Raw genomic sequence first — 23876 nt, 5'->3', positions numbered from 1 at the left:
TATTTGCCTTAACGGCATGCGGAATATATTCCTATTTTGCGGGATGCCGCACCCTCGCCGACACGAAGCCGTTTCCGAATATCACCTCGCCAAAATTGAACGATAGGCGTGGCTTCTGACGGTAGAACTCCGCGACGCGCAGTTGTCGCTCAAGCCATTTGGCGAGCATTGGGAAGCGATCGACCATCTGCATCGGGACATAAAGCGGGCGCTCAATCTGCTTAACAATAGGCCGGCGGACTACGAAGAACCACATTTCGCGCCTATGTCGCGAGGGTGAAGAACTAGCCTGTCAGTTTAGTGAAGTCGTGGCGCCGCGCGCGAACATGTGCCAGCAAATTCGTTTCGTTTACGACCCCTGATTGAAAGAGATTCAGCGTGGTCGAGGCCAGAATCTGACCGTCTATCGGGGTGCTGTACCATTTGGCGTCGGCGGTTACCTGGTCGACAACCCGCTGGCAGATCGCCCGATCTTTAGGTCTAAGGAACTGACTTTTCGGTGCTCGTAGCATCTCGACGCCTTGAAACGGGGAGTCACTGTCTCCCGCGCGATACCCATGCGTGGTCTCCGAGCATGGACCCTAAACGCATTCAGACGGAAAATTGCCATTCGTTTGAGTGGTACCGATGTCGCGTGGATAAGTGGCGGTCCGCGAGCTAATCCACCATGTCGCGCAGCGGCTTCTTGCGCTTTGGCGTCCTGTACTTCTCGACCAGCCTGACCTTGTCGATGTCGATCGTCACCAGTGGTCCCAGATCGACGGTCACCCTGCCGCCTTCCTCGTCTACGCGCGTGATCTCTCCGGTAAGCTCGATCTGCTGCCCCTTCTTCACCTTGGTATGATCGATGATCGAATGCGGAAAGCTATAGCTCGGAATCGAGACGTTTACGCAGTGCTGAATGACCCGTTTGCGAAGGCGGCCGGGATCGCCACCTCGTCACGAATGGAAATTCCGCGCGCCGTTCCATGAGTCTGGTGCGCTCGGTGCCTTACTCAAGATATTGCTAATTATGGATGAGCCTGCTTCCTCCAATCGATGGATGAAGCCGATCGTGGGCCGGTGCTATTTTGATGCATCGCGCGACTTACCCGACAAGAGCTGGCTCCAGGGGCAAAATATGAGCAAGACGACTCTCATTGCTATCGCAATCCTCGCGATCAGTGTCGGCTGTGCCGAAGCCAAGGACCGTAAGGTCGAAACCGCGACGCTCGGCACGTACGCCAATTCGAAGAACCTGCCGGTTTGTACCGCGTCAAGCTCACCCTTCGAAGTCCTCGGTGATGAATGTTTTCTCGTCACAGGTTCGATGATCTATGGCGACATCGCCGAACTCTCCCGGACAATCACTTTGAGTTGGTAGCCGAGGCAACAACCTCGCAGCGCATTCTCCGGTATGAAGCTGCGTCGCAGGGGCTGCCTTCGCCCAGATATCGACCCAGTCTTCGCGCGTCGCCAATACCGGCGCAATCCCCAGTCACCACGGGCCTCTCCAAAATTCTTATGCCGTCCGCACCTGCGGTCGAGCGTGTCGCGCCAACACAGCAGCGCCTCTGCATCGTTTGGGCAACCCAACGCATAGCTTCCGGTCCGGAAACTCGCTTACGCGTCTCATCGTCCATTCGGCAGCGGAAAATTAGGCCGATTTGGCAGTGCTCAGAATCGCGTAGCTGTCCTGCGATCCGCTCGGAGAGGATGGCGAGTGGTTGCGGCAACTGCGCCTCAAGCTGGCTGGCGACCGCCGTCTGCAGCGCGCTGCTGCGGAGCAGCGCTGACGCTGCGTTCGTCCGGACCGTCGCAAGACCGCTTGATTGTATCCGGCCTGGAGACAGACAAACGCCGGCGCAATCTCACCCTGAAACCAAAAGACAATATCGATGACCTCCAACAGCTATGCTCCCAAGGGTTCAAGCGCCTGCAAACATTCACCATGCCAATTTCGCCCGCTTCGATAATGACGGCGCCATCAATTTCATGGCGCAAGCCGCTTCATGAACCGGCTAGAAGACCCCACCCCAAAAGCCGCTGATCGATTTGAGCCGCAGTAACGAAGTCTAACCGGGTTCCCAGTACAAGAAGCTCAAACCGCGCAAGACCGCTGATCGATACGGCCACGATCTTCAACGGTCTTGCCCAATGGAAGCCGCCCCAATGGAAATCGCCACGAACGGCCATACGACTAGCCATCTGATGACGTCACGGCGCTATGCGCCTCTCTTCTGGACGCAGTTCCTTTCCGCCTTCAACGACAATTCCTCAAGAACACGCTGGTGTTCCTTATTCTGTTCACCCTGGCGGCGGACAAGCACTTACATGGCGGATTGAAGCGTCGTCATGCGTATCCTAGTCCCTTCATGCGCTGATAGGGTCCGCTCCCACTGCTCGCACAATGGCGTGTCCACAGCCGGTATCAGGGCTGTTAGTGATCTTCACACGCGCACCAATGCGCCTTGTGGCAGTTCTTCTCCCTCGAGATGCAGCTATCGCCGCACGCCTTGCCGGCGGAGCACGTCTTGCAGCAGCCCTCGACCGGGATTGTCGACCAGGGTATTGCGGATCCGGGCGCATGACGATCGGCGCCGTCAGCATCAGAATGCCGGCAATCGCCGCAGCGGCGACGAGTCGAAACATGGTTGCCCCCTCCCAAGGAAGGAGGATCAGAGCATTTGTGATGGCTCAAGTCGAGGGAGGTGCAAACGTGATGAAATGCAAGGTTTTCGCCCACTGCCTCACGGTGGAGGGCTCTCCTTTCATCGTGACATCCAGCCGTCCGGCCCGTTGTCTGAGCGCATTGTCTCGTTGAGTTGCCGAAGCCGCTCTTTTCTCGCCGCCTCGGCCGCGGTCCGTAGCGGGTGAAGGGAAAAGCCTCGAGCTTGGAGGCAGAGGGTCACCGCCTTATGCCAGCGAGGCCCTCGCCGGGTCCACATCTTGAGCTGCTCAAGGGCTTCCTTCGCATTGTTGCAGCCATGCCTGACACCGGTTTCAGTCTTCACGAACACCGGAGGGACGAACCAGATGGGCGCCATGATACCTCCTACTCAGGGGAGAGATACACGTTGGCCTCCTTGGCAGCCGCCTCAAAGGCTTCACGCACCTCTTGGGGGGAGGCGCTGCCCTGGAACGCATCGACGCAGGATTGGACCGCCTTGGTCCACTTCGGGCCCTTTGTGTCCCACCCCATGAGTTCCTCGGCGGCTCCCTCGACGTGGCTGACCCCATTGCGAATGCCCGGACGTTTCGTCTTCACGTAGACCGGGGGAGCGAACCAGAGGGGACCCATAAGGGGGAACTTAGAGCGCCAAGAGCCCGCTGACCAACCCCGCTTTAGCCGCAGCTAAGGAACGATGTAGGCCCTCGCGGGTTTAGAACTCGCAGCGGTCCTTCTTGGATGTGCAGCCGCTGTGGGGGTCCGTCGCCTTTCTCTCACGGGCGGCGGGCTCCTTTCGCGAAGGCGGTGTTGGTCAGAGAACCTTTACCGCAGTTCAAGTTAGCTGGTTGTCATTGGGGGGAGTAATGTCCCCTCCTCTTTTGCAGCGGCCAGGAATGCCTTCCGTGCCTCCTCAGGTTCCATCTCGTCGGCAATGCAGGCCATGCAAACGCGCACCGCGAGGTCCCACCAAGGGCCACGCTTGGTCCACTTCATCAGCTCCTCGCCGGCTGCCTCGGCGTTGTTGACGTTGCGGATGATCCCGGGACGCTCGGTCTTGACGGGGACCGGAGGGTTGAACCAGTGGCGAGCCATGAAGGGGCCTTAGGGCGGCTAGCGGGTTTCCTCTCTATGAACCGGCTCAGCGACGAGGACGGCTAACCATTTGTTAGGGATGGTCTGAGTCCGTGACGGGTGTTTCCAAACGTTCATCGACGTTTATCCGAGCGGTCGGTACGAAGCCGGTATGCATCATCTTCCGGTGGGTGTCGCCCTAGTCATTTCGCTTGTAGTCGGTCTAGCCATTGCGGCGATCGCCTCAAAGGACCATTCGGAAATCTGCGGCATCCGATGCTTATTCGTCCTCGGCGAGAGCGTTAATGTGAGGGCTGTCACGCCAAGGCCGGAATGTCGAGAATGAATGGCAGCACACGGTCGCCATTGCCAGGTCACGACAAGCGAAGTTGGCTGACAGCTACTCCTGGGCGTCGAAAGCCACGCAGAGGCCCATGGCAGTTGCTGCCTCGACGATTGCCTCGGTTAGTTCTTCGTCGGAGGCCACCAAATAAGGCGCAGTCTCCCGAGCTTCGCGTAGTGCCGCTTTGATCGAGACCGTGTCGCGACGGTCCGCCCTGTTGAGGAGTACAGTAATTGCTTGTTCTAGAAACGGACCGACCCTTCGCGCGACGCTCATCCAGCCCTCCCCAGGGACACGCCGAAGGGTGACTCTACTCCCTACCTGAGCGGCATCAAGGCCATGTACGAATTGTACAAATTGGTACGGCGCTGGGCCGCCACAGTCAGGAATGTTTGTAGAATTTCTGTGGTGGGGATCGGACACCGGCTCGCGAAGACCCCCATGTTCCTCCTCGATCCTATTGACGCGCCTCGAGCCGCCTTTCTCCCACAATCCCAGGTCGGTCTGTCCTGACGTACACCGCAGGGGAGAACCAATGGGGTGCTACGAGGCTATTCGCGAATGTCGAACGCAACGAACATGCCAAAGGCTGGGGCAAGGTCGACGATAAGCTCCACCAGCTCGCAGTCACTTTCCACCAGATGTGGCCCGTCTCGGCGCACCGCTGCGATAGTCTCTTTGACGGAGATGATTTGGCCGCGACGGGCTTGTAGGATCAGCTCGTGAACAAGGTGTTTGGCAGTCACTTTGTCGGGTCGGCAGTTCGTCCAAACGTTCATACAAGGCCTCCCACCTCAGCGAGAACCCAAGGGGAACATTCATGATCCTCTGTCGGGAAAAATCAAGAAGAATGTTTGATAGACTTCTGAGTGGGAATCAGGGGGACAAGCCACGAAGCGAGCCTCTATACTCTTTGACCTGACGCCCAGCCAGCCGGCTAGGGACCTTCTTCCGTCGGGCCCTGTTTGGCCCGATCAATAGCCGCAAGTAATGACTGTAGGGTGGGCGGCAGTTCTGGTTCGACCTCCAGATTTAAGAACGTTTGTACGTGATGACGATAGCCTTCGGAACGGATCAGTTTCCGAAACGCTCCGGAGACAGACTGATGGTCTGCTTTGTTGCTCGTTGTCATGTTCGGGAAGTCCGTCCCAATGAGCCGCAACTCGCCCGCAACGAATGGGTTCCATCAGGAGGTCGGAATATTTGGTAGAAATTTCTGAGCGGGAGACCGGATAACTGGCTCGCGCGAAGACCCCCCGTTGCTCGAGCGCATTACCTTCACCAACTACTTCTCGCGCGAGATTGCGTTGCCGGTCCGTCTCGACTTCGATGCCGATTTCCGAGACATGTTCGAGGTGCGCGGCACCACGCGTAGCCGTCGCGGTCGTGCCCCTGACGCGCTGATTGGTGAGGCAAGCGTCACATTTCGGTACGAAGGGCTTGATAATGTAGCGCGCCAGTCGGTCATTGCGGAGCCGGATCAGGTGCATTCCAGTTACGCCGAGTTCCGCATTGTCGTGCCGAGCCGTGACCGCAGGATCCTCCATCTGGATGGTCGGTCACGGCGAAGAGATTCCGTCCAGTGACCGGTTTCGTGCCGCCGCTGCGCGAGCGCGATGTGCGATTCGCTCAAAGCGCCGGCAAGGCGCCACCGTTTTCAGTTCCGGACGCGTGTTCAATGACTGGCTGGCCCGCATACGTACCGACATCGCGCTCCTGACAACCGACCTCGAGACGGGACCATACCCGTATGCCGGCATTCCATGGTTCTCAACCGCCTTTGGTCGCGACGGAGTCATTTCCGCCTTGCAGATGCTCTGGCTCAATCCCGAGCTTGCCCGTGGCGTGCTGGCGTTTCTCGCCCGCTACCAATCGACCGAGACTTCCGTCTTCGGAGACGCGGAGCCAGGCAAGATCATGCACGAAATGCGCAAGGGCAAGATGGCCGTGCTTCGCGAGTTGCCGTTCGGCCGTTACTATGATGGCGTCGACACCACTCCGCTGCACATCTATCTGGCTTCGTCCTACGCCGACAGGACCGGAGATGAGGACTTTGTCGATCGCATTTGGGAATCACTGGGTGCTGCCACGGCTTGGATGGAAGAGGTCGGAGCCCGCAACGGGGAGGGGTTCGTTACCTACAGCAGGGCAGCGGATACGGGCCTCTTCAATCAGGGCTGGAAGGACAGTGCCGATGCGATCTTCCATACCGACGGCACTATTCCCAAGGGACCGATCGCCTTAGTCGAGCTGCAAGGTTACGTCTTCGCAGCATACCAACCGCGCTGAACGCTCGCACCTACCAAGCCGGACAGCGCTACTGGTCGCTGCATGTTGCACCGGAGCGGAAGAAGCTCGAACGCCGAGGCTTTACCCCAAGCCAGATCGACGCCGAGATCAGCCGCTATGCGACGGCGATCAGCCGCATCCTTCACTCTCAAAAGCAATATGGCTCAACACCGGATAGTGCCGCATGAGCGAGGGAGCGAGCATGTCCGTCCGCGAAGCGGAACGGAATGGGGGTGTGGGGCCTCAGGCCCCACGTCTTGGCGCCGCGCGCGCGATGGCATTTCGAGGCAGTGGAGCGCATGCCCGATGACAGGTTCCTCGCGAGCACCAGGCCGCGCACCATGAGCTGCGCTCGCCGTCTGTCGACCTGGTTGCCGCCGTGCTCGAGCGCGAGTGGTGCCGGTGGCCTGAAGGTCGCGACGAATCAACCGCCGGCCCAGTTCAACCCGCGCGACGTCCTTCAAAGCTCGGGGGATCGATCTTCACCAAGCGGTCTGCGGCCTCGACCGCAGTTCGTATCCTGCTGCACAGCGCAAGATTTTCGGCCAGCATTTCTTCAGTGCGTTGAAGTGCGAGCTCGGTCCGGTGGATGCGCTGCCTGGCATTGGCAACTTCCGATGTCAAAAGATCGGCCGCCATCCCGTGGCCGTGGGGTTCCATAGTGTCCATGGGTTTCTAATACATGGGGGGCGATATCGTTCCATGATGTCGGGCGAAACGGCGGGCCGCAGAAAAGCGCGATGGGCCGAATGACCAATGCGCTCCCTGTCAAAACAGCGGACGCTGAGGAAGATCACAAGGGAAGCACTAAGGCGCAACTCAACCTCAAAGCGAACGGTCCGTTTTTTTGGAACTTTGTGGGCTGGTCGACAAATTGCACGACGTTCCCTGATATGACAGGCACTCTGACCCTGTCGTTCCCAGTCAGGCGAATGTCGCTGTCGTCTCGACGGACCAAAACCATCACCTTTCGGACCGATCACGTGACGATTCGCGACGGCATGAAAAGATGGACGGCGGCACCCGCTAGCGGGTGCCTTGTCGGTGCTGCAGGCCGCAGGCCGAAGCAAGGGGGAGGCCGGTTTTCTGCTTGTGGGGGAACAGCGCCTTTTATTACCCCTGCCCAATACCGAGCAGGTGCGCGACCAACGCAGGCGTGATGAATGCGAGCAGTTCCACACGAGCAGACCGACCCCACCAGCGCCGCATCCTCGCGACGACTCGGACCGTCTCGAAATGCACGGGCACTGTTTAAACCATCAGGACGGTGGAGAGGGCGAGAGCAGTAGCTATTCTGAAATCTCCAACGATGGTCGGCAAACCGATAATGGAAGCGAGCAGTCAGTCGGCGCCAGAATGGTTGTCGGCCACCTAAGTCGAAGAAATTCTGGAGGAGGAACAAGGCGTCCAAAGGACGGGGTCAATCACCGCCCAGCATACGGCTACGAGGTGTGGTTCAGGGGATTTAGCCGTAGTGCCAGTGCGGCTTTGGCTCGGTGCCGGTGAACATGACGCCGATGCGGTCTTCGCGACGCCAACGAACCACCGCCTTGTAGGCGATGCCGTCGGTCGGCACATAGAGCAGGAATTCGTCGGGGACGCGAGCGTCGATCGAGGCCTTCAGTTCGGCGCCGCCGGCATGCATGTTGCGCACCGTGCACGTGACCTCGGAATGGGTCATGCCGGTCAGGATTGTTGCGCCCTTGAAGACGCGCTGCCTGCGTTGGCGCCTCTGTTCGTCTTCAGCCATTTCGCCTAATTCCCGGCGTCTGTCGCTTCGTGTAGTTTTTGGTCTGCCAGATAATTGAGCTTGGCTGATGAACATAGCGTTATCGTCAGAGGCGGCGTGACATGCGGGATCGGTTGTGGAAGTACGTTTCAGGAGCATGCCGGCCTCCTACCAAAGGGCTTGCCAAGGCCGCCGGCGACCCCACAATGGGTCAAGCCGGGGATCAAAGCCCGCGTGAAGCACCTTGCGGCAAGGAAGAGCTTCGCTGCAGGTTTTTTGATGGAGAACTAGCTGCGGCGTCCGACTAGAATGAGCCTTATGTTCCAATCAACGGAACCGTGACGGTTGTCGCATAATTAATCGGATACCGGTCGAAATACGGGAATTCAATCACGAACGCATATTTGGCGGTCAGATGGGCCATTCGAAAGCCGCCGCTGGGGGCGTCGATTGCTATTGTTATGTTGACATCGCTTAATCCCAAACTCAGCAATTTTGCCGTGGCTATCGCTTTTATCTCGGCTTCGGTCAGCGAGTTCTTCATTTGCAGCGCTCGTGAGGACGTTTCCAGAGTATAGCGAACACTCGACATGGCATTCAGAGCCCAGCCGAATGCGAAGATGCCGATCAAAAGCATTATCAGAATAGGCGCGATCAGCGCGAACTCCAATGCGGCTCCGCCTGATACCCCACGTATGAAGGCTCCCGCTTTAGCGGACACGAATCACCTGTTTGTGGCTGATCCCGCGCGAGAGGGAAAAATCGCCAAAACTGAAGGGCGGGAACCAGGTGGCTGTCGCCTGGATTTCGACGAAAACCGCGGGAGCTTTCAAACTGTCGCACAGGACAGATGGATCGACCACGGTGATCCCGCACATATATTTCCGGCTCAGCGTCACCTGCGCGTCATCGGGATGATTTTCCCAGCTCGAAAGGGCGACGGCTTGGGTAGCCGCGTCGTCGGCCGCGCCTTGCATCACGAGGTTCGCCGCCGTTTTGACGCCTGCACGCATCGACAACGCGCTTGATACGAAAGACCAGCCGTTAATAACGCCAAGAAGTACCAGGCAAAGGATCGGCACAATCAGCGCAAACTCTACCGCAGCAACACCCGAATCGCTCCGGAACATCCGGACGGATCGCCGTTCCACGAAGATTACTCCACAAGCCGAACGGATTGCGTCGCCGGAATGTCGCGCATTCCGAGGCTCGTGCAATCCTGGCTGATGCTCGTGTTGCCGGACCACTGCAAGGTACCGGCGACGACCTGCGTGCAACCACCTTTGCCAGAGAAATTGCCCAGAAAATTGACATCCTGGGTTGGAAAATACAAAGCGCCGGTCAAAAGCGAGTCCGCCGTGCCATTGAACGTGTTCGATCCCGCCAGGTTGCCTCTGTTGCCGTAAAACAGCACACCGGAATACGTGCCCGACGTCGGTGCGCTAAGCTTGACGGTGGCGTTGCCGTTCATGCTGACGCTCGATGTGCCGGCCAGATAGATGATGACTCCGTCGCCGGAAATATTGGCGTTCGCGTTCGCCTTGAAATCACCGCCTTGAATGACGTACACGCCGGGCGCGAGCGCAACATTGCCGCTCAAGCTCAGCCCGCTGCAGTATGTCCCGGGGTTCAGGGTCGACAATTTCGAGTTTTGACAGGGGGTTGTGGCTGGTGGCGCCAGCAGGTCGGCAAAGGGATCACCAGCGGGTAAGGCCTGGGTTATCGGGCTGGCGCAAACAGTCGTCACGGGGTTGTTCAACGAAACACCGCCGGCCGATATCAGGCAGTCGGCCTGAAGGTTTGCCGATCCCTGAAGCTTGATCGCATCGGCGGCAATGGAATTGGACATGACGGAGCAGCCCGTCATTTTTATGGTCGAACTGCCGGAAAACAGCGCCGCTCTCGGGGCGGAACGATTGAGCGACAAAGCGCAGGCCTTTGAGGCGTCAGTGATAAAAGCCACCGCTCTTGCCCGTGCGCCGATCGCGTTTTGCGTGAATATCGATGTGAAAAACCGATCGAGGGTCTGATGAACGATGACCTCGACGGCCTTTTGGGCGACATTCGGGCCAGAGGACGGGGGAGTGAAGATTTCGATTGTGCCTGTTGACGGGTCCCAGCCGTTCGTCGTCGCTGACAGTGTCGCGGCGGCGACTATCGTTGGCTTGTCAGATCCCGAAACCTTTTCCAAAGCGCCAGCATAGGCTGCCGCATCCGCCACCGCCTGTAATTTCAGGCTGCTAAAGTACCAGTAGGAGGTCTCGATACCGAGACCCGCTGCGCCGACGACAATCGGCAAAGATAGGGCAAAAATAGTAGCAACGTTGCCGCTCGTCCCGACGCCTCGTCGCAAACACCGAACCAACCGCCTCGATATGGGGCGCCCCATTTCCATGGGGTATTTAACGAAAGATGGATGAAGGAATGGCTAAGAATTGCGCTCCATTTGATATATCCGCTCCTTGGCGCGGCCGGCACAAGTTCCCGCGGCCGCACTCGGCGAGCACGCTGCTGGTCGCTGGCCCTCTCTTCAACCGGCGGCGCCAGTCGCGTATCGGGTTAGCGTTTCCAGTCTCGATGATTGACTTTGCGAGTGTTTCGCCCTCGTGGGTAGGCTAACGGCCATAGCCGCGACAAATGAAATCAGATTTGCGCCAGCGCAAAGCGTGCACGGCAAGCAGGCCTCACCTGCACGCGCTCCACTTTGACAACCCTAGGCGCCAATTGCACGGCGCTTCCAGGAGTTCCACCTCGAGCTATGTGCGCTCTCGCGCGAAACAGCGCGCCCCCTTGCCAGGCCTTCGAAGCAATCCGTCGCTGAGAACACGCGCGACTCACGAGCGTTTCAATGGAGGGGAGTTGGTTGCCACGCTCGATGTGGGAGATACTTTCCAGTTGCGGCCGATGCGATCGGCCATTGGTTTGGACGCGTACATGCCGTTCGCAGGCGGCTTGTGGGCGCGACGTGAACGGAAAAGAAACGTTTCCAATATTAGATTCCGCGATTCGAATGAATCTCGCCTGTTCGGCATAGTCGCAACGCGGTGCTGGGCTAGTCGTGCCAACAAATCAATTAGCGCCCTGGCGGAACTGAGCCCGATGAACAGCTTGACGATACGCCGCCGCATACTCGCCAGTTTCGCGGCCGTTCTGGTTGTCATGTCGGTTATGGCCATCATTACATACGTTTGGTTTCTCCAGACGGAGCAAGAAGCGACCAGCGTGGAAAAGGAAACTCTTCCGGACCTCTATCACAGCACCCAGATCATGATGGGACAGATGGATGCCCATAGTCTTCTCCAGGAATATGCTCTTCAGGACAATCCTGCCGACAAGCGGGCTTTCGAGACTACCATCAAGGCGAACCGCGACGCCCTGCAACGGTCGATGGACGAGTATGAAGAGACCATTGAGTCCGATTTGGACAAGCAGAACTACGCTGTCGTCAAGGACCTCGCCGATCAATTCCGCCAAGCCGAAGCCGCCGTACTGGATGCCAGTCGTGCCGCGTTGGCGAAGGGAGAGATCCCCAACGAGCGCCCGGCCATCAAGAACAATGTGGAGCCGATCTTTCGGAAATTGCAATCGGCTCTGCAAGCCATGGTCGAGGACCATAGAGGAGAGGCAAACAGCTCGACCCAAAAGATAGGTTCGATCGTCCGCACAGCGAAGTTGGGCCTGATTGCCGGGTTCCTCGTAGCACTCGGTTTGGCCCTTTTGTGCGGCTATCTTCTATTCCGTGCCGTTAGTGTCCCGCTTGGCCGATTGGTCGATCTCGTCCGTGTAATGCGCCTGGGCGACTTCAGCGGGCGCCTCGATTTGAAGCGCAAGGACGAGTTTGACACGCTGGCTGAGGGCTTCAACACCATGGCCGATGATCTCACCACGCTGATAGGCCAGGTTCAGAAATCCAGCATTCAAGTCAACACATCGATAACCGAGGTGGCCGCCACCTCAAAGGAACAGCAGGCAACCGCAAATGAGATCGCGGCCACTACGACCGAAATCCGAGCGACCGCGAAGGAAATCTCGGCAACCTCCAATGAGCTCGTACGAACGATGAGCGAAGTTTCTGCGGTCGCCGAGCAAACCGCCACGCTCGCCACCGGCGGACAAGCAGGGCTGGCACGCATGGAGGCAACCATGCAGCACGTCATGGAAGCCGCCACCGCGATTAATTCCAAACTTGCGATCCTGAGCGAGAAGGCCGGCAATATCAATCAGGTGGTGACCACGATCACCAAGGTTGCCGACCAGACCAACCTTCTTTCGCTAAACGCCGCAATCGAGGCTGAAAAGGCGGGCCAATATGGGCGAGGCTTTGCGGTCGTGGCAACGGAGATCCGGCGGCTTGCCGACCAAACCGCCGTCTCGACATACGACATCGAGCAGATGGTCAAGGAAATTCAATCCGCCGTCGCAGCCGGCGTCATGGGCATGGACAAATTCTCCGAGGAGGTCCGACGTGGCATGCAAGATGTGCAGCAGGTCGGCGGCCAACTCTACGAGATTATTCAGCAGGTCCAGGGCTTGGTGCCACGCTTCGAAGTCGCCAATGAAGGAATGCAGGCCCAGGCAACGGGCGCAGCGCAGATCAGTGAGACGCTGATACAATTGAGCGAAGCCGCTCAGCAAACGGTTGAATCCCTCCAGCAATCCACGCTCGCGATCGACGAACTCAATCAGGTTTCGGGCGGGTTACGCAGCAGCATTTCCCGTTTCAAACTGCGGGCGCTACGAGAGGTGCCTGCGAGCTAGGACGACTATGCTATTCCTCGGGTTCTGTATAGGTGGCGACCGGTATGTGCTGGACATGGAGCAGGTTGAAGAGGTCCTGCCTTACATTGGCGTGAGAACGCTGCCGGGCGCGCCGAACGGCGTAGTAGGCCTAATCAACTGCCGGGGCTTACCCGTTCCCATGATCGATCTCAGCCTGCTTGCGCTTGGCCGCCCCTCGGCGCTGGTGCTGAGCACACGAATCGTTCTGATACGCTATCCAACCAAGGATGGTGAGAACCACCTGCTTGCGCTTGTTGCTGAACGAGCGACCGATATGCTCGAGCGGGATCCTTCTGACTTCGCGCCGTCCGGGATGGAGGCGGGAACTCCGCCCTACTTGGGCCCCGTGGCGTCCGACGATAGAGGACTTGTCCAGTGGGTCAGGGCCGAAGCGCTGCTATCGGACGACATTCGCAAAACGTTGTTCCGTCAGGTCGCGATGAGTTCATGATGTTTGGTGCGGTCGAACAGCTATTGAGGGAAAAGATTGGACTGGACAGCGGCACTGTCGGTCTGTCGGTGATCCGTCACGCGCTCCGGGAGCGGATGTCAGCCTGCCGGATCAGCGGGCTTCAAGATTATTGGCAGTTGCTGGCTGGCTCCCCATCCGAGCTCCAGGAACTGATCAACGCGGTTGTCGTACCGGAGACATGGTTCTTCCGAGATCGTGAAGCTTTCACTGCAATGACGCGTCATGCACGGGCGCGCATGCGGCCGGGTCAACCCATAATGCTCTTGAGCCTACCATGTTCGACAGGCGAAGAGCCCTATTCGATGGCGATGGCCATGTTCGATGCTGGTTTCGGAGCACAGGATTTCAAGATTGACGCAGTCGACGTGAGCACGGGCAATCTCGCGGCCGCGGAGCGCGCGGTCTACGGGCGCAACTCATTTCGCGGCGATTTTCTCGAATTCAGAGGGCGCTATCTCGAAGCGGCCGAAGGCGGACTACGGCCTGAGGTGCGGGTCCTGAAGCAAGTCCGGTTCAGGCTTGGCAACCTGTTTGATCCTGCGGCCTCGTATGGGCCGGCACCGTACGACATTATTTTTTGCCGCAACCTGCTGATCTATTTCAACCGAAACCTGCAAGACCGCGCGCTGGTTTGTCTGAAGACCCTCCTCGCGCCAGATGGCCTGCTGCTCGTCGGTCCAGCGGAATCAGGCCTTCCGATTCTGCACGGCTTTGCTTCAGCGCGATTACCGATGGCATTTGCGTTCACGAACGTGGAGCCGGCTAAGGCGCCCCGGACGGTTGCCCCCTCCAAGTCGCGCTTCGGTCCGGCCACCCCTGCTCCTATCTCTGACGTCAGCAAAGTGCTGAGCCCGATCCGGCCGGCCTCCAGTAATGCAGCGAAAGTGGAGCGCTCCTTCCACCCTTCCGAGCGGGCGGCCCAAAGCCTCGCTTCTGTAGAACGCACCGCCAATGCCGGACGAGTTGCGGAAGCAAAGGAACTCGCGCTGACGCATCTCGGGGAATACGGTCCTTCGCCGGAAATCTTCTATCTGCTCGGGCTAGCTCAGGATGCAGAAGATGCGCGTTCCGAGGCGATCCAGAACTATCGCAAGGCCCTCTATCTCGAACCCCGCCATCAAGAAGCCCTCGCGCATCTTGCGCTGCTGCTTCGCAAGCAGGGTGACATCGCCGGTGCCGAGGCACTCACCGGGCGGCTCGGTCGGATTGGGAAAAGGAGCGGCACTTGACGTCAGCTGAGCCCGGTAGCGCATCATCGGTGCCGGACATTGCCATCGGCGACTGCTGGCGGCAAATAGGCGTTCGTGGTGACAGATCGTGCCCTGAACTGGAGCAACATCTCCACTGCCGGAACTGCCCGACCTATAAGGAAATCGCACGGAACCTCCTGAACCGTCCGCTGCCGCCCGGCTATCGGGACGAGTGGGCCCGACATTTTGCCCAGGCAAGGACCGATGAAGCAGTCGGGAATGCCGAGAGCAGTGCATTTCAGACGGTCGTTGTCTTTCGTCTCGGCGAGGAATGGCTGGCGCTTCCGGTTGGCTGCTTCCAAGAAGTGGCCGAGCTGCGTAGCATTCATTCGCTGCCACACCGCAGGAACAGTGCGGTTCTCGGCATTGTCAATGTTCGAGGCGAATTGCTGGTTTGCATTTCGTTGGCCAAACTGCTCGGAGTAGACGACCGCAAAACGCGGGTACAGGACACGCGGACCAAGGCATTTCCGCGTCTTATCGTCGTCGGCAACAGCGACAAGCGCGTTGCTTTTGCTGTGGACGAAATGCACGGCATTTATCGATTCAAACAGAGCGACAAGCTTGCCTTGCCTGCTACCGTTGGCAAGGCGTCCTCGACCATGACGGCAGCCATGGTCTCGTGGCGAAGGGGCGCGGTCGGTTGTCTGGACGAGGCGCTGCTGCTGGCCATGCTCGATCGAGCTATCGCATGAGCGGCGCGGACTACAGCCAATTTTCGATGCTCGACCTCTTTCGGGCCGAATTGGAGACGCAGTCGCAGGCCCTGACGTCCGGTCTGCTAGCGCTCGAACGCGATCCCGTGTCCGCCCAGAGTCTCGACGCTTGCATGCGGGCTGCCCATTCGCTGAAGGGGGCGGCCCGGATCGTCGATCTGACGCCGGCGGTGGAAGTTGCGCACGCGATGGAAGAGTGCCTGGTCGCCGCACAGCGGGGGCGTCTCAGCCTGAGTCGCGAGCACATCGATACACTTTTGAAAGGCGTCGATCTCCTCGGATCCATAGCGAGTGAGCCTGCCTCGGCCGATGAGAGCGCCAAACTGGAAATAGCCGGTTTTCTGCTGGCGCTTGAGCAGGCATCCTCCCCATCGACAGCATCAGAGACGGAGCTCGCCGGCTCAAATGCTGCCCCGCAGGAGGCGCCGTGGGCCTCTTCGGCGAAGGAGACGAGCGTCCTCGCTCGATCGGAACCACTTCTTCAACCTTATGGCGGCGTCGGTTCCGACCGTATGGTGCGGGTAACGGCCGATAGTCTAAACCGCTTACTAGGGCTTGCCGGTGAGTCCCTGATGGAGGCTCGTCGCCTCAGGCCGTTTACGGGCGGCCTACTTCGACTGAAACGGATTCAGTCGGATCTGGCCATTGCCTTCGACGTGCTAGGCGACGCACTGGCCGAGATTCCTAAGGACGATCGGGCGGTGCAAGCACTGGCAGAGGCGCTGCAAAAACTTCGGCTGAGCCAGACGTTCCTCGCAGAGCGCCTTGACGAATTGGACTCGATTGACCGCAGAGCCACTGACCTTGCGAACCGACTCTATGACGAAACGCTGGCGAGTCGCATGCGCCCCTTCGAGGATGGCGTCCGGCACTACTCAAGGACGGTGCGCGACCTTGGCCGAACCTTGGGGAAGAACGTGCGGTTAGACATCGTCGGGGGCTCAACTGGCATCGATCGCGACATCCTGGACCAACTCGAGGCACCACTCGGCCATCTCCTCCGCAATGCTGTCGACCATGGGCTCGAAACGACCGACGAACGTATAGCAGCCGGCAAATCTGAAGAAGGTGTCATCAGGCTCGAAGCACGGCACAATGCGGGCCTGCTGCAGATAATCGTCGCGGACGACGGAAGGGGAATCGATCTGAACAAGCTGCGCGAGACGGTCGTGGCGCGCGGCCTGACGACAGAGGAGACCGTCGGCAGACTTGCCGAAGCGGAATTGCTCGAATTTCTGTTTCTGCCAGGCTTTTCGATGAAAGCGACGGTTAGCAACATCTCCGGACGCGGCGTGGGGCTCGATGCCGTACAGGCGATGACCAAGCAGGTCCGAGGCCTCGCAACCGTCTCCTCAGAGTTCGGCTTCGGAACCCGATTTCAACTACAGCTGCCGTTGACCTTGTCGGTGCTCCGCACGCTGCTCGTCGACATTGACGGAGAGCCATACGCCTTCCCGCTCGCAGGCATCGCCAGCACGATAAAGTTGCCGCGCACGCGCATCGAACTGCTCGAAGGCCGGCCGCATTTCCGCTTCGAGGATCGACAGATCGGACTAGTCACCGCGCACGAGGTTCTTGACCGCGCTGAGCCGCAAGCAGACGCCGATGAACTTTCAGTCGTTCTGATTAATGGTGATCACGGTGAAACCCACGGGTTGATTGTCGACCGCTTCCTGGGCGAGCGCGAGTTGGTGGTCCGGCCGCTAGATCCTCGCTTTGCCAAGGTCAAGGACATCAGCGCGGCGGCGTTGATGGAAGATGGTTCGCCCGTGCTTATCGTTGATGTCGACGATCTGATCCGATCAGTAGACAAGCTCGCGTCATCCGGCGGCCTACGCACCTTGCGGCGTGGTACTACCAGCCCCGATCTTAGGCGGCGCAAGCGCGTTCTGGTGGTCGACGATTCTTTGACGGTACGTGAGCTCGAACGCAAGCTGCTGGACAATAACGGCTATGAGGTCGAGGTGGCGATTGATGGTATGGATGGATGGAACGCCATACGGTCTGAACCATTCGATCTTGTTATCACCGATGTTGATATGCCGCGCATGGACGGCATCGAACTGGTGACCTTGATGAAGAAGGACAGCCGGCTCGGGAACACCCCGATCATGATCGTGTCGTACAAAGATCGCGAAGACGATCGCAGGCGAGGTCTGGACGCCGGCGCGGACTACTACCTGACTAAAGGGAGTTTCCACGACGAGACACTGCTCCATGCAGTCGTCGACCTGATCGGCCAGGCGACAGAATGAGGCGCAGCGTGTGTATCCATCAATGAGGATCGCTATCGTCAACGATATGCCTCTTGCGGTCGAGCTTCTGCGGCGATTGGTTGTATCAACCCCGGAACATCAGGTGGCCTGGATCGCCGTTAACGGGCGTGAGGCAGTAGAGGCCTGCCAACGAGACCTCCCGGACCTGATCCTCATGGACCTGGTGATGCCGGAAATGGATGGCGTCGAGGCTACGCGCAGGATCATGGCGAAGACGCCATGCCTGATTCTGCTGGTCACGGCGAGCATTGAGGCCAACATTCCTGGTGTCTATGAAGCAATGGGGTATGGCGCGCTTGACGCGGTCGACATCCCCTCGATCGGCTCTGACGGCCCGGGGTCCGGACGGTCCGCACAGCTTCTCATCAAGAAGATAACGACGATCAGCAAACTCGTACGTGATGCGCCGTCTTCAAATTGGGGCACACGGACATTGCCCCCGTCTGTGTCATCGGCACAGCACCTTATTGCCATCGGCGCGTCTGCGGGCGGGCCCGCAGCTGTTGCCGCGATCCTCGGCGCATTTCCGAGCAATTTCACGGCCGCAATAGTTCTCGTACAGCATCTCGATGCGCAGTTCGTACCCGGTTTTGCAAACTGGCTCGGCCAGCATGCGGCACTTCCAATCCGTCCGGCACGCGAAGGAGATGAGCCCGAGGCCGGCACCGTTCTAATTGCGGCCACGGCTGATCATCTCGTCTTCAAGTCAGCCCACAAGCTCGGCTATACCCCGAAGCCGCACGACAACGTCTACCGTCCCTCCGTAGATGTATTCCTTGAGAGCGCCGCGCAGTGGTGGCCGGGTGTCGTGATCGGTGTCTTGCTCACGGGCATGGGTAGAGATGGTGCCCAAGGGCTCAAGCTGCTACGCGACAAAGGGCATTTGACAATCGCTCAAGACAGCGCGTCGAGTGCGGTCTATGGGATGCCCAAAGCCGCCGCTGCCATCGGTGCCGCTGTCGAGATCCTACCGCTTGACTCAATCGCCCCGCGCCTAATCGAGGCGTGCGGCCCATCTTGCTGAAAGGTTATTCTATGACGGGCAAATCCAATCTCGTCTCACCCCTGGCAGACAATTACTCGTCAATGGTTCTGCTGGTGGACGACCAGATAATGATCTGTGAAGCGGTCCGGCGCGCGCTCGCAAACCAGCCGGACATAGATTTCCACTTCTGCACCGATCCGCTCAAAGCGACTACAGTTGCCGACGAAGTGAAGCCAACGGTCATCCTGCAGGATCTTGTCATGCCGGGCGTTGATGGGCTGGACTTGGTACGGCAATACCGAAAGAATTCCTCGACGCATTCTGTCCCCGTCATCGTGCTGTCAAGTAAAGAAGATCCGGCCATCAAGGGCGAGGCATTCGAGGCCGGAGCGAACGACTATTTGGTCAAACTGCCGGACCGTATCGAGTTGGTCGCTCGTGTCCGTTATCACTCCCGGGCCTATCTTGACCACGTTCAGCGAGAGGAGGCATACAGGGCCCTGCGAGAAAGCCAGCGGCAATTAATGCGCGCGAATCTCGAGCTGGAACGTCTCACACGGATTGACGGTCTCACAGGTCTGGGAAACCGGCGCTACTTCGATGAATATCTCGCGGCGGAATGGAAGCGCGCGGTCCGCACGAAGAGCCCGCTGTCGTTGTTTATGATCGATGCCGATCACTTCAAGCGCTACAACGACACCTATGGCCACATGGCAGGCGACGAGGTGCTGAAGCAGGTCGCCAGTGTAATCCAAAGCAGTTGCAACCGCTCGACCGATCTCGCGGCGCGCTACGGCGGCGAAGAGTTCGTCGTGGTGGTGGTCGATATTTTGCAGGCGCAGTCGGGCGCTATGGCCGAGCGGCTCGTGCAGAGCGTGCGAGCCTTGAGCATTCCACACGGTTCTGAGCGGGTGACAATCAGCGTCGGTGTTGCAACCATGGTGCCTGATGAGAACCACACGCCAAATGACCTCATCAAGGCGGCCGATCTGGCGCTCTTCCGCGCCAAGTCGGAAGGACGGGACCGTGTCGTGTATTACGACTAAAGGTAAGGGTGCTTTACGGACGGGCTTACAGCTCGTGCAGTTTAAAGGCTTGGTGATCGCCGAACGGGACCCCTCGATTGTCAACCGGGCAAGCGAAACAGTTCAAAGTCAGTTCCATTTCTGGATAACTGCTGTTCCGCGGACCGGAACCTCAAACACGAGTTCGTTTTCGACGGGTACGCCTCCGACGCTTATGCGGCTGGTCCAGTCTAATCTAGGACATCCCTCGCCCCTTTTGGCGCGAAATAGACTTGCGCAACGCGCCCGCCCGGATACGCCCACCGATCTCCTTGCGTGAAGGTGATCCTCACGTCAGGGTATCGGACGCCGCAGCCGATGCGGGAGGCTGGTGCGATGGAGGACCACTGCTGGCGAAACCTTACGATCACACGCTGCTTGTCAATTGATCAACCGCCTGCTCAGCACGCGGGAGCGTCTTCGAGATAGGGGAGCCGCTTGAGAGCAGTGACTAACGAGCCGGAGGAGTGTGCCCGGCACGAGTAGGGGGTCGGGCGGAGCATCGTGCCGGGCCTGGGCAATCCCCAGCAAGCGCCGGCTCCATGCGCCTATCTCAAAAGGTGACCGTCACAACGACAATATCCGTATAGGTGCCGGACGGCGGCGTCGACCATCCGCACCGCTATTTGAGACTGTAGTGCACCCTGCCAGAGATATGCTCGATATCAAAAGCCCGATGGCCAATGCGTTGCTTGCGAATGATCGCTGAATGCCAACCTGATTCTGTTTCATACCCGTCACCTCAACTGACAATAGTGCAGGCTAGATGGGGATACGGCGCGAAACAAGGGAGCGCCTCTTCTTTGGTTCGGCCGATCGCTTCTAGTCAGCAGCCGCGGGCCAGCCGCATCGCCTGCAAAGCCAAATCGTACGTGATAGGCTGATCGCGCGTAAGCGGTCAGCCGATAACGTCAGGCCTAAAGTTCCAAGGCATGAGCATTTCGATCTCGGATGCCGGCCAGCCTTGAGCGATGCGGGTCAAGGTCTGGGAGAGCCAGTCGAGCGGATCGACGCTGTTCATTTTGCAGGATTGCAGCAAGGTGGCTACCGTAGCCCAGGTTCGTCCACCGCCTTGGCCGCCGGCGAATAGACTATTCTTTCGCGTGATCGTCTGGGGCCTGATTGCACGCTCGACGATATTGGAGTCGATTTCGATGCGACCGTCCATCAGAAAGCGTTCCAGCGCCTCCCGCCGGGTGAGCGCGTAGCGGATCGCCTCGGCGGTCTTGGATTTTCCGGAGACCTTGCCCAGTTCCGCTTCCCATAGATCGAAGAGGCTCGCGACAATGGCCACGGACTTTTCCTGACGGAGCGCGGCGCGGCTTCCGGCATCCTTGCCGCGAACCTCGTCCTCGACCTTCCACAATTCGGTCATGGCGATGATCGAATCCGTCGCGGCCTGCGAGATCCCGCTGATGTGCAGGTCGTAGAATTTGCGCCGCAGGTGAGCCCAGCAGCCGGCGAGCCGGATTGTTTCATTGCTGCCGGCTTTGGCCCGTGCCTTGACCAGGTTGGTATAGGCCGAGTAGCCATCCACTTGCAGGATGCCGCTGAATCCGGCGAGGTGGCGCGCCACGCAATCCGCGCCTCTGCTGTCTTCAAAACGATAGGCAACCATTGGCGGACTGGTTCCGCCATAGGGTCGATCATCCCGTGCGTAGGCCCATAGCCAGGCTTTCGTGGTTTTCCCCGCTCCGGGGGCAAGGGTGGGCAAGGTCGTCTCGTCGGCGAAGACCCTTTCGCCCTCCTTGACGCGCTCAAGGATGTAATCGGCGAGCATCTGCAACTCGAAGCCCAGGTGCCCCATCCACTGCGCCATCAACGACCGGCTGAGTTCAACGCCATCGCGCAGATAGATCGTCTCCTGCCGGTAAAGCGGAAGGCCGTCGGCGTATTTCGACACGGCGATATAGGCGAGCAGCCGCTCCGTCGGCAGGCCGCTTTCAACGATGTGCGCCGACGCCAGAGCCTGGACCACGCCGTCACGGCCCCGGAAAGCGTATTTGGGACGGCGCGTGACGATGACCCGGAACTTCGGCGGCACGACGTCCAACCGCTCGGATCGATCCTCGCGGATCAGAACCTTTTCCAGCCCCTCGCAGTCGCCCGGGATTTCCGGCTCGATAACTTCCTCGATGCGTTCGAGATGAGCTGCAAAACCCTTGCGTGGACGCGCTGCGCGCTTTGGCTTGCCCTTGACTGCGTGATCGAGTTCGCTGCGGATCGCAGAAAGGCCGGTCTCGACCTCTTCGAAGGCAAAGGAGGCCTGCTCGTCGTCGATGGCCAGGCGTAGCCGCTCGGAACGCGTGCCATGTTGCGTGCGCTGCAAAACCTTCAGGATCGACGTGAGATTGGCAATCCGCTCGTTGGCGCTCTTCTCGACGGCCTTCAGCCGGGCGACCTCCGCCTCGGAGGCTGCGATCCGAGCTTCGGCGACTACGATCCGGGCCTCGCTCGCAGCCTGCTCGCGAGCCATGGAAAGGATCATCGCCTTCAGCGCATCAACGTCGTCGGGAAGGGCAAGACCCGGTAGAACCATGGCAGGCAGCAAAGCACAAAAACAGCCGCTTTCCCAACCGTTCCAGCCGCATGATTCATCTTGCCGCAGGCCGGTTTCAGCCCGTCGATAACGGCCGCCTGATCCTGGCCGGACGGATCTTTTTCCAGTCTAACCCGGCCAGAAGCGCCATCAGCTGGGCGTGGTCGAGACGCATGCGCGCGGCCGATATCGCAGACCAGCAGAAGCTGTGATCTTCCAGAGTCTTCGAATAAAGACAAACCCCGCTGCCGTCCCACCACACGATGCGAACCCGGTCCGCACGCTTCGAACGGAATACGTGAAGCGCCCCCGAGAACGGGTCCAGGCCACCATCCCTGACCAGCGCCATCAAAGCTGCCGCGCCCTTGCGGAAGTCGACCGGCTGGCACGACACGTAAACCACCACACCGGAAGCGATCATGCCTTGCGAGATCGACGCACGATGTTTGCACAAATGTAATGGCCGCTGCAAGAGTGATGCACGATGGACAGTGGTGGGGCACGCGTTGACGAGATGTCAAGCAGTCAGGATTTTCGCTTCCTTGGCGGCGTTGAGAAATGCCACGCGCGCTACCTCCGGTGCGCTGCCGCCGCCGAGCACCTTCATGCACGCCATGCGAGCCTGGATGCGGCGCCCGGTTTCTCCAATGGGCCAGCGGTAAAGCAGCATTTCGGCGGCTTCGCGGGTGCTCGAAACACTGACTTTGCCCGAGGACAGCAAAACGGTCACGGGCTCTTCGAACGTGCCGACGTCTCGTTCGCAGGTCATATGCTGGTCTCCTTTCGCAATCTCCCCAAGACCTTACGGGTGAACCATCCGTTCCGTTGCGTCACGTTTGGCCCGGTGGGCGAACATTCTGTGAGGATGGGACCTCGTCCAGAGCGCGGGCTTGATCGCTCAGACTAGACTCGCCAACCCGTTGCGGTCCTCAAATGGCGAGAACCGTCCTTATCGTTACGAGCCCGCTATGCCTTGGTCAGTTGCCGGCGCTGATATCGGAAACGAAGCGCGGAAGGGCACTCTGCCGCCCAGAGTAACCGGCCTGCACGGTGAGGACGAGAAGGACGCTCTTCCAAGCGCGGAGTTCGAATCCTCCCTCACCGCCATAAGTCATTGTTTAGATCAATAAAAATACAAGAATAGGTTGGGCGCCCGCCATAAAGCCCGCCTACCGAAAACGGGTATTCGCGGCACGTCAGCTTACGACACAAATATGCGGGGTCGATGGTTGGACCTGGTAGATGGCAGAGATCAACTTCGGCCTCGCTAAGCGAAGTCGTGGGGTTCATGCGACAGCGGAATCAGGATACGCGACGAGCACCCCGTGCCGGGTCAACCTCGCCGTCGGGAAGTACCGACCGGTGCGGAACCAAGCGGATTCACGCTTGTCGGCAGCGGACGCCGGCGGTGGCGATCAGCACCCGAGCAGGCTCCTCATTAGCGAGACAAACGTCCAGAGCGGAGGCCAATCTTGGCACGCGACCGCGCCATCCTGAACGACCGCTCTCCTCGGCTTAGTCAAGCATACCTGCGGAATGAAGCGCCTGGCCTGTGACAAATGAATCTCTGCTGGACCGCCGATGATATGGGGAGGCGCTCGCAAATCGCGCCCTACGCGCGGGTTGATCGGTTGATTAACATCAAAGCTTGAATATGAGAAATGCGCCAACTGTGACGGCGGTGGTCACCGTGGCTCGAGTGTCAGCAGATGT

Annotated in this window: 25 protein-coding genes; 11 read left to right on the top strand and 14 right to left on the bottom strand. The window is 59.1% G+C overall.

All coding sequences use genetic code 11. From position 1 onward, the window contains the following. Positions 1 to 31: 31 nt before the first annotated feature. Positions 32 to 256, bottom strand: coding sequence for a hypothetical protein (locus tag NKH89_RS27705; RefSeq protein ID WP_023680684.1), 225 nt, complete (start codon positions 254 to 256; stop codon positions 32 to 34). Between the two features lie 401 nt (positions 257 to 657). Next, positions 658 to 834, bottom strand: coding sequence for a hypothetical protein (locus NKH89_RS27700; RefSeq protein WP_023680685.1), 177 nt, complete (start codon positions 832 to 834; stop codon positions 658 to 660). A 67-nt stretch (positions 835 to 901) separates the two neighbouring features. Between NKH89_RS27700 and NKH89_RS27695 the strand changes: the two genes are divergently transcribed. Then, positions 902 to 1363, top strand: a complete 462-nt coding sequence (locus NKH89_RS27695; protein WP_352469333.1) for a hypothetical protein — start codon at positions 902 to 904, stop codon at positions 1361 to 1363. A 1671-nt stretch (positions 1364 to 3034) separates the two neighbouring features. Here the strand turns inward: NKH89_RS27695 and NKH89_RS27690 are convergent. The 4 genes from NKH89_RS27690 to NKH89_RS27675 form a co-directional block, all read right to left on the bottom strand. Continuing rightward, a complete protein-coding gene (locus tag NKH89_RS27690) occupies positions 3035 to 3280 on the bottom strand; it encodes a DUF982 domain-containing protein (protein ID WP_352469334.1) in 246 nt (81 codons plus the stop codon). A gap of 207 nt (positions 3281 to 3487) precedes the next feature. Continuing rightward, a complete protein-coding gene (locus NKH89_RS27685) occupies positions 3488 to 3742 on the bottom strand; it encodes a DUF982 domain-containing protein (protein WP_352469335.1) in 255 nt (84 codons plus the stop codon). A 379-nt stretch (positions 3743 to 4121) separates the two neighbouring features. After that, a complete protein-coding gene (locus NKH89_RS27680; RefSeq protein ID WP_352469336.1) occupies positions 4122 to 4340 on the bottom strand; it encodes a hypothetical protein in 219 nt (72 codons plus the stop codon). Positions 4341 to 4615: 275 nt separating this feature from the next. Next, complete coding sequence (locus NKH89_RS27675; RefSeq protein WP_352469337.1) at positions 4616 to 4843, bottom strand: hypothetical protein; 228 nt, start codon at positions 4841 to 4843, stop codon at positions 4616 to 4618. 480 nt (positions 4844 to 5323) lie between these two features. Here NKH89_RS27675 and NKH89_RS27670 point away from each other — a divergent pair, with 480 nt between their 5' ends. The 3 genes from NKH89_RS27670 to NKH89_RS27660 all read left to right on the top strand — a co-directional run bounded on the left by NKH89_RS27670 (position 5324) and on the right by NKH89_RS27660 (position 6541). Further along, complete coding sequence (locus NKH89_RS27670) at positions 5324 to 5650, top strand: glycogen debranching N-terminal domain-containing protein (RefSeq protein WP_023722971.1); 327 nt, start codon at positions 5324 to 5326, stop codon at positions 5648 to 5650. A gap of 85 nt (positions 5651 to 5735) precedes the next feature. After that, positions 5736 to 6353, top strand: coding sequence for an amylo-alpha-1,6-glucosidase (locus tag NKH89_RS27665; RefSeq protein ID WP_023722970.1), 618 nt, complete (start codon positions 5736 to 5738; stop codon positions 6351 to 6353). Next, positions 6242 to 6541, top strand: a complete 300-nt coding sequence (locus tag NKH89_RS27660) for a DUF6074 family protein (RefSeq protein ID WP_352536487.1) — start codon at positions 6242 to 6244, stop codon at positions 6539 to 6541. Before NKH89_RS27665 ends, NKH89_RS27660 begins: the two co-directional genes overlap by 112 nt. Before the next feature lie 253 nt (positions 6542 to 6794). Here NKH89_RS27660 and NKH89_RS27655 read toward each other — a convergent pair whose 3' ends face one another. From NKH89_RS27655 to NKH89_RS27635, 5 genes are all read right to left on the bottom strand, one after another. Continuing rightward, positions 6795 to 6992, bottom strand: a complete 198-nt coding sequence (locus NKH89_RS27655; protein WP_023722969.1) for a hypothetical protein — start codon at positions 6990 to 6992, stop codon at positions 6795 to 6797. Positions 6993 to 7818: 826 nt separating this feature from the next. Continuing rightward, complete coding sequence (locus NKH89_RS27650) at positions 7819 to 8103, bottom strand: PilZ domain-containing protein (RefSeq protein WP_023680838.1); 285 nt, start codon at positions 8101 to 8103, stop codon at positions 7819 to 7821. A 295-nt stretch (positions 8104 to 8398) separates the two neighbouring features. Then, complete coding sequence (locus tag NKH89_RS27645) at positions 8399 to 8752, bottom strand: TadE/TadG family type IV pilus assembly protein (protein WP_352469275.1); 354 nt, start codon at positions 8750 to 8752, stop codon at positions 8399 to 8401. A gap of 40 nt (positions 8753 to 8792) precedes the next feature. Continuing rightward, positions 8793 to 9233: a TadE/TadG family type IV pilus assembly protein gene (locus NKH89_RS27640; RefSeq protein ID WP_031195389.1), complete on the bottom strand. Its 441-nt coding sequence runs from the start codon at positions 9231 to 9233 to the stop codon at positions 8793 to 8795. A 5-nt stretch (positions 9234 to 9238) separates the two neighbouring features. After that, positions 9239 to 10435 (bottom strand): pilus assembly protein TadG-related protein, encoded by a 1197-nt coding sequence (locus NKH89_RS27635; protein ID WP_352910709.1) that lies wholly within the window; start codon positions 10433 to 10435, stop codon positions 9239 to 9241. A gap of 506 nt (positions 10436 to 10941) precedes the next feature. On the opposite strand from NKH89_RS27635, the gene NKH89_RS27630 reads away from it, so the two are divergent. The 7 genes from NKH89_RS27630 to NKH89_RS27600 are packed head-to-tail and all read left to right on the top strand — an operon-like array spanning position 10942 to position 19606. After that, positions 10942 to 12840: a methyl-accepting chemotaxis protein gene (locus NKH89_RS27630; RefSeq protein ID WP_352516342.1), complete on the top strand. Its 1899-nt coding sequence runs from the start codon at positions 10942 to 10944 to the stop codon at positions 12838 to 12840. A 7-nt stretch (positions 12841 to 12847) separates the two neighbouring features. Next, positions 12848 to 13312: a chemotaxis protein CheW gene (locus tag NKH89_RS27625; protein WP_023680840.1), complete on the top strand. Its 465-nt coding sequence runs from the start codon at positions 12848 to 12850 to the stop codon at positions 13310 to 13312. Then, on the top strand, positions 13309 to 14562 hold the full coding sequence (locus tag NKH89_RS27620) for a CheR family methyltransferase (RefSeq protein WP_023722963.1): 1254 nt from the start codon (positions 13309 to 13311) through the stop codon (positions 14560 to 14562). Before NKH89_RS27625 ends, NKH89_RS27620 begins: the two co-directional genes overlap by 4 nt. After that, positions 14559 to 15278: a chemotaxis protein CheW gene (locus NKH89_RS27615; protein ID WP_051409790.1), complete on the top strand. Its 720-nt coding sequence runs from the start codon at positions 14559 to 14561 to the stop codon at positions 15276 to 15278. Before NKH89_RS27620 ends, NKH89_RS27615 begins: the two co-directional genes overlap by 4 nt. Next, a complete protein-coding gene (locus NKH89_RS27610; RefSeq protein WP_023722961.1) occupies positions 15275 to 17554 on the top strand; it encodes a hybrid sensor histidine kinase/response regulator in 2280 nt (759 codons plus the stop codon). The genes NKH89_RS27615 and NKH89_RS27610 overlap by 4 nt, the downstream gene beginning before the upstream one ends. Before the next feature lie 22 nt (positions 17555 to 17576). After that, entirely contained in the window at positions 17577 to 18599 is a 1023-nt protein-coding gene (locus NKH89_RS27605; RefSeq protein WP_352469269.1) for a chemotaxis response regulator protein-glutamate methylesterase, read from the top strand. Between the two features lie 11 nt (positions 18600 to 18610). Beyond that, the gene (locus tag NKH89_RS27600; protein WP_031195385.1) at positions 18611 to 19606 is read left to right on the top strand and encodes a response regulator; all 996 of its coding nucleotides are present in this window, start codon (positions 18611 to 18613) and stop codon (positions 19604 to 19606) included. A 916-nt stretch (positions 19607 to 20522) separates the two neighbouring features. On the opposite strand, the gene tnpC is transcribed toward NKH89_RS27600, so the two are convergent. From tnpC to NKH89_RS27585, 3 genes are all read right to left on the bottom strand, one after another. Beyond that, complete coding sequence (gene tnpC, locus NKH89_RS27595) at positions 20523 to 22163, bottom strand: IS66 family transposase (RefSeq protein WP_352547709.1); 1641 nt, start codon at positions 22161 to 22163, stop codon at positions 20523 to 20525. A gap of 76 nt (positions 22164 to 22239) precedes the next feature. Beyond that, entirely contained in the window at positions 22240 to 22584 is a 345-nt protein-coding gene (tnpB, locus tag NKH89_RS27590; protein ID WP_023722957.1) for an IS66 family insertion sequence element accessory protein TnpB, read from the bottom strand. A gap of 96 nt (positions 22585 to 22680) precedes the next feature. Further along, positions 22681 to 22932 (bottom strand): DUF982 domain-containing protein, encoded by a 252-nt coding sequence (locus tag NKH89_RS27585; protein WP_023722956.1) that lies wholly within the window; start codon positions 22930 to 22932, stop codon positions 22681 to 22683. Positions 22933 to 23876: the final 944 nt, after the last annotated feature.

Source organism: Mesorhizobium sp. M0923, from assembly GCF_040319365.1.
GTDB lineage: Bacteria > Pseudomonadota > Alphaproteobacteria > Rhizobiales > Rhizobiaceae > Mesorhizobium.
This window is presented reverse-complemented; position numbering and strand designations above follow the sequence as displayed.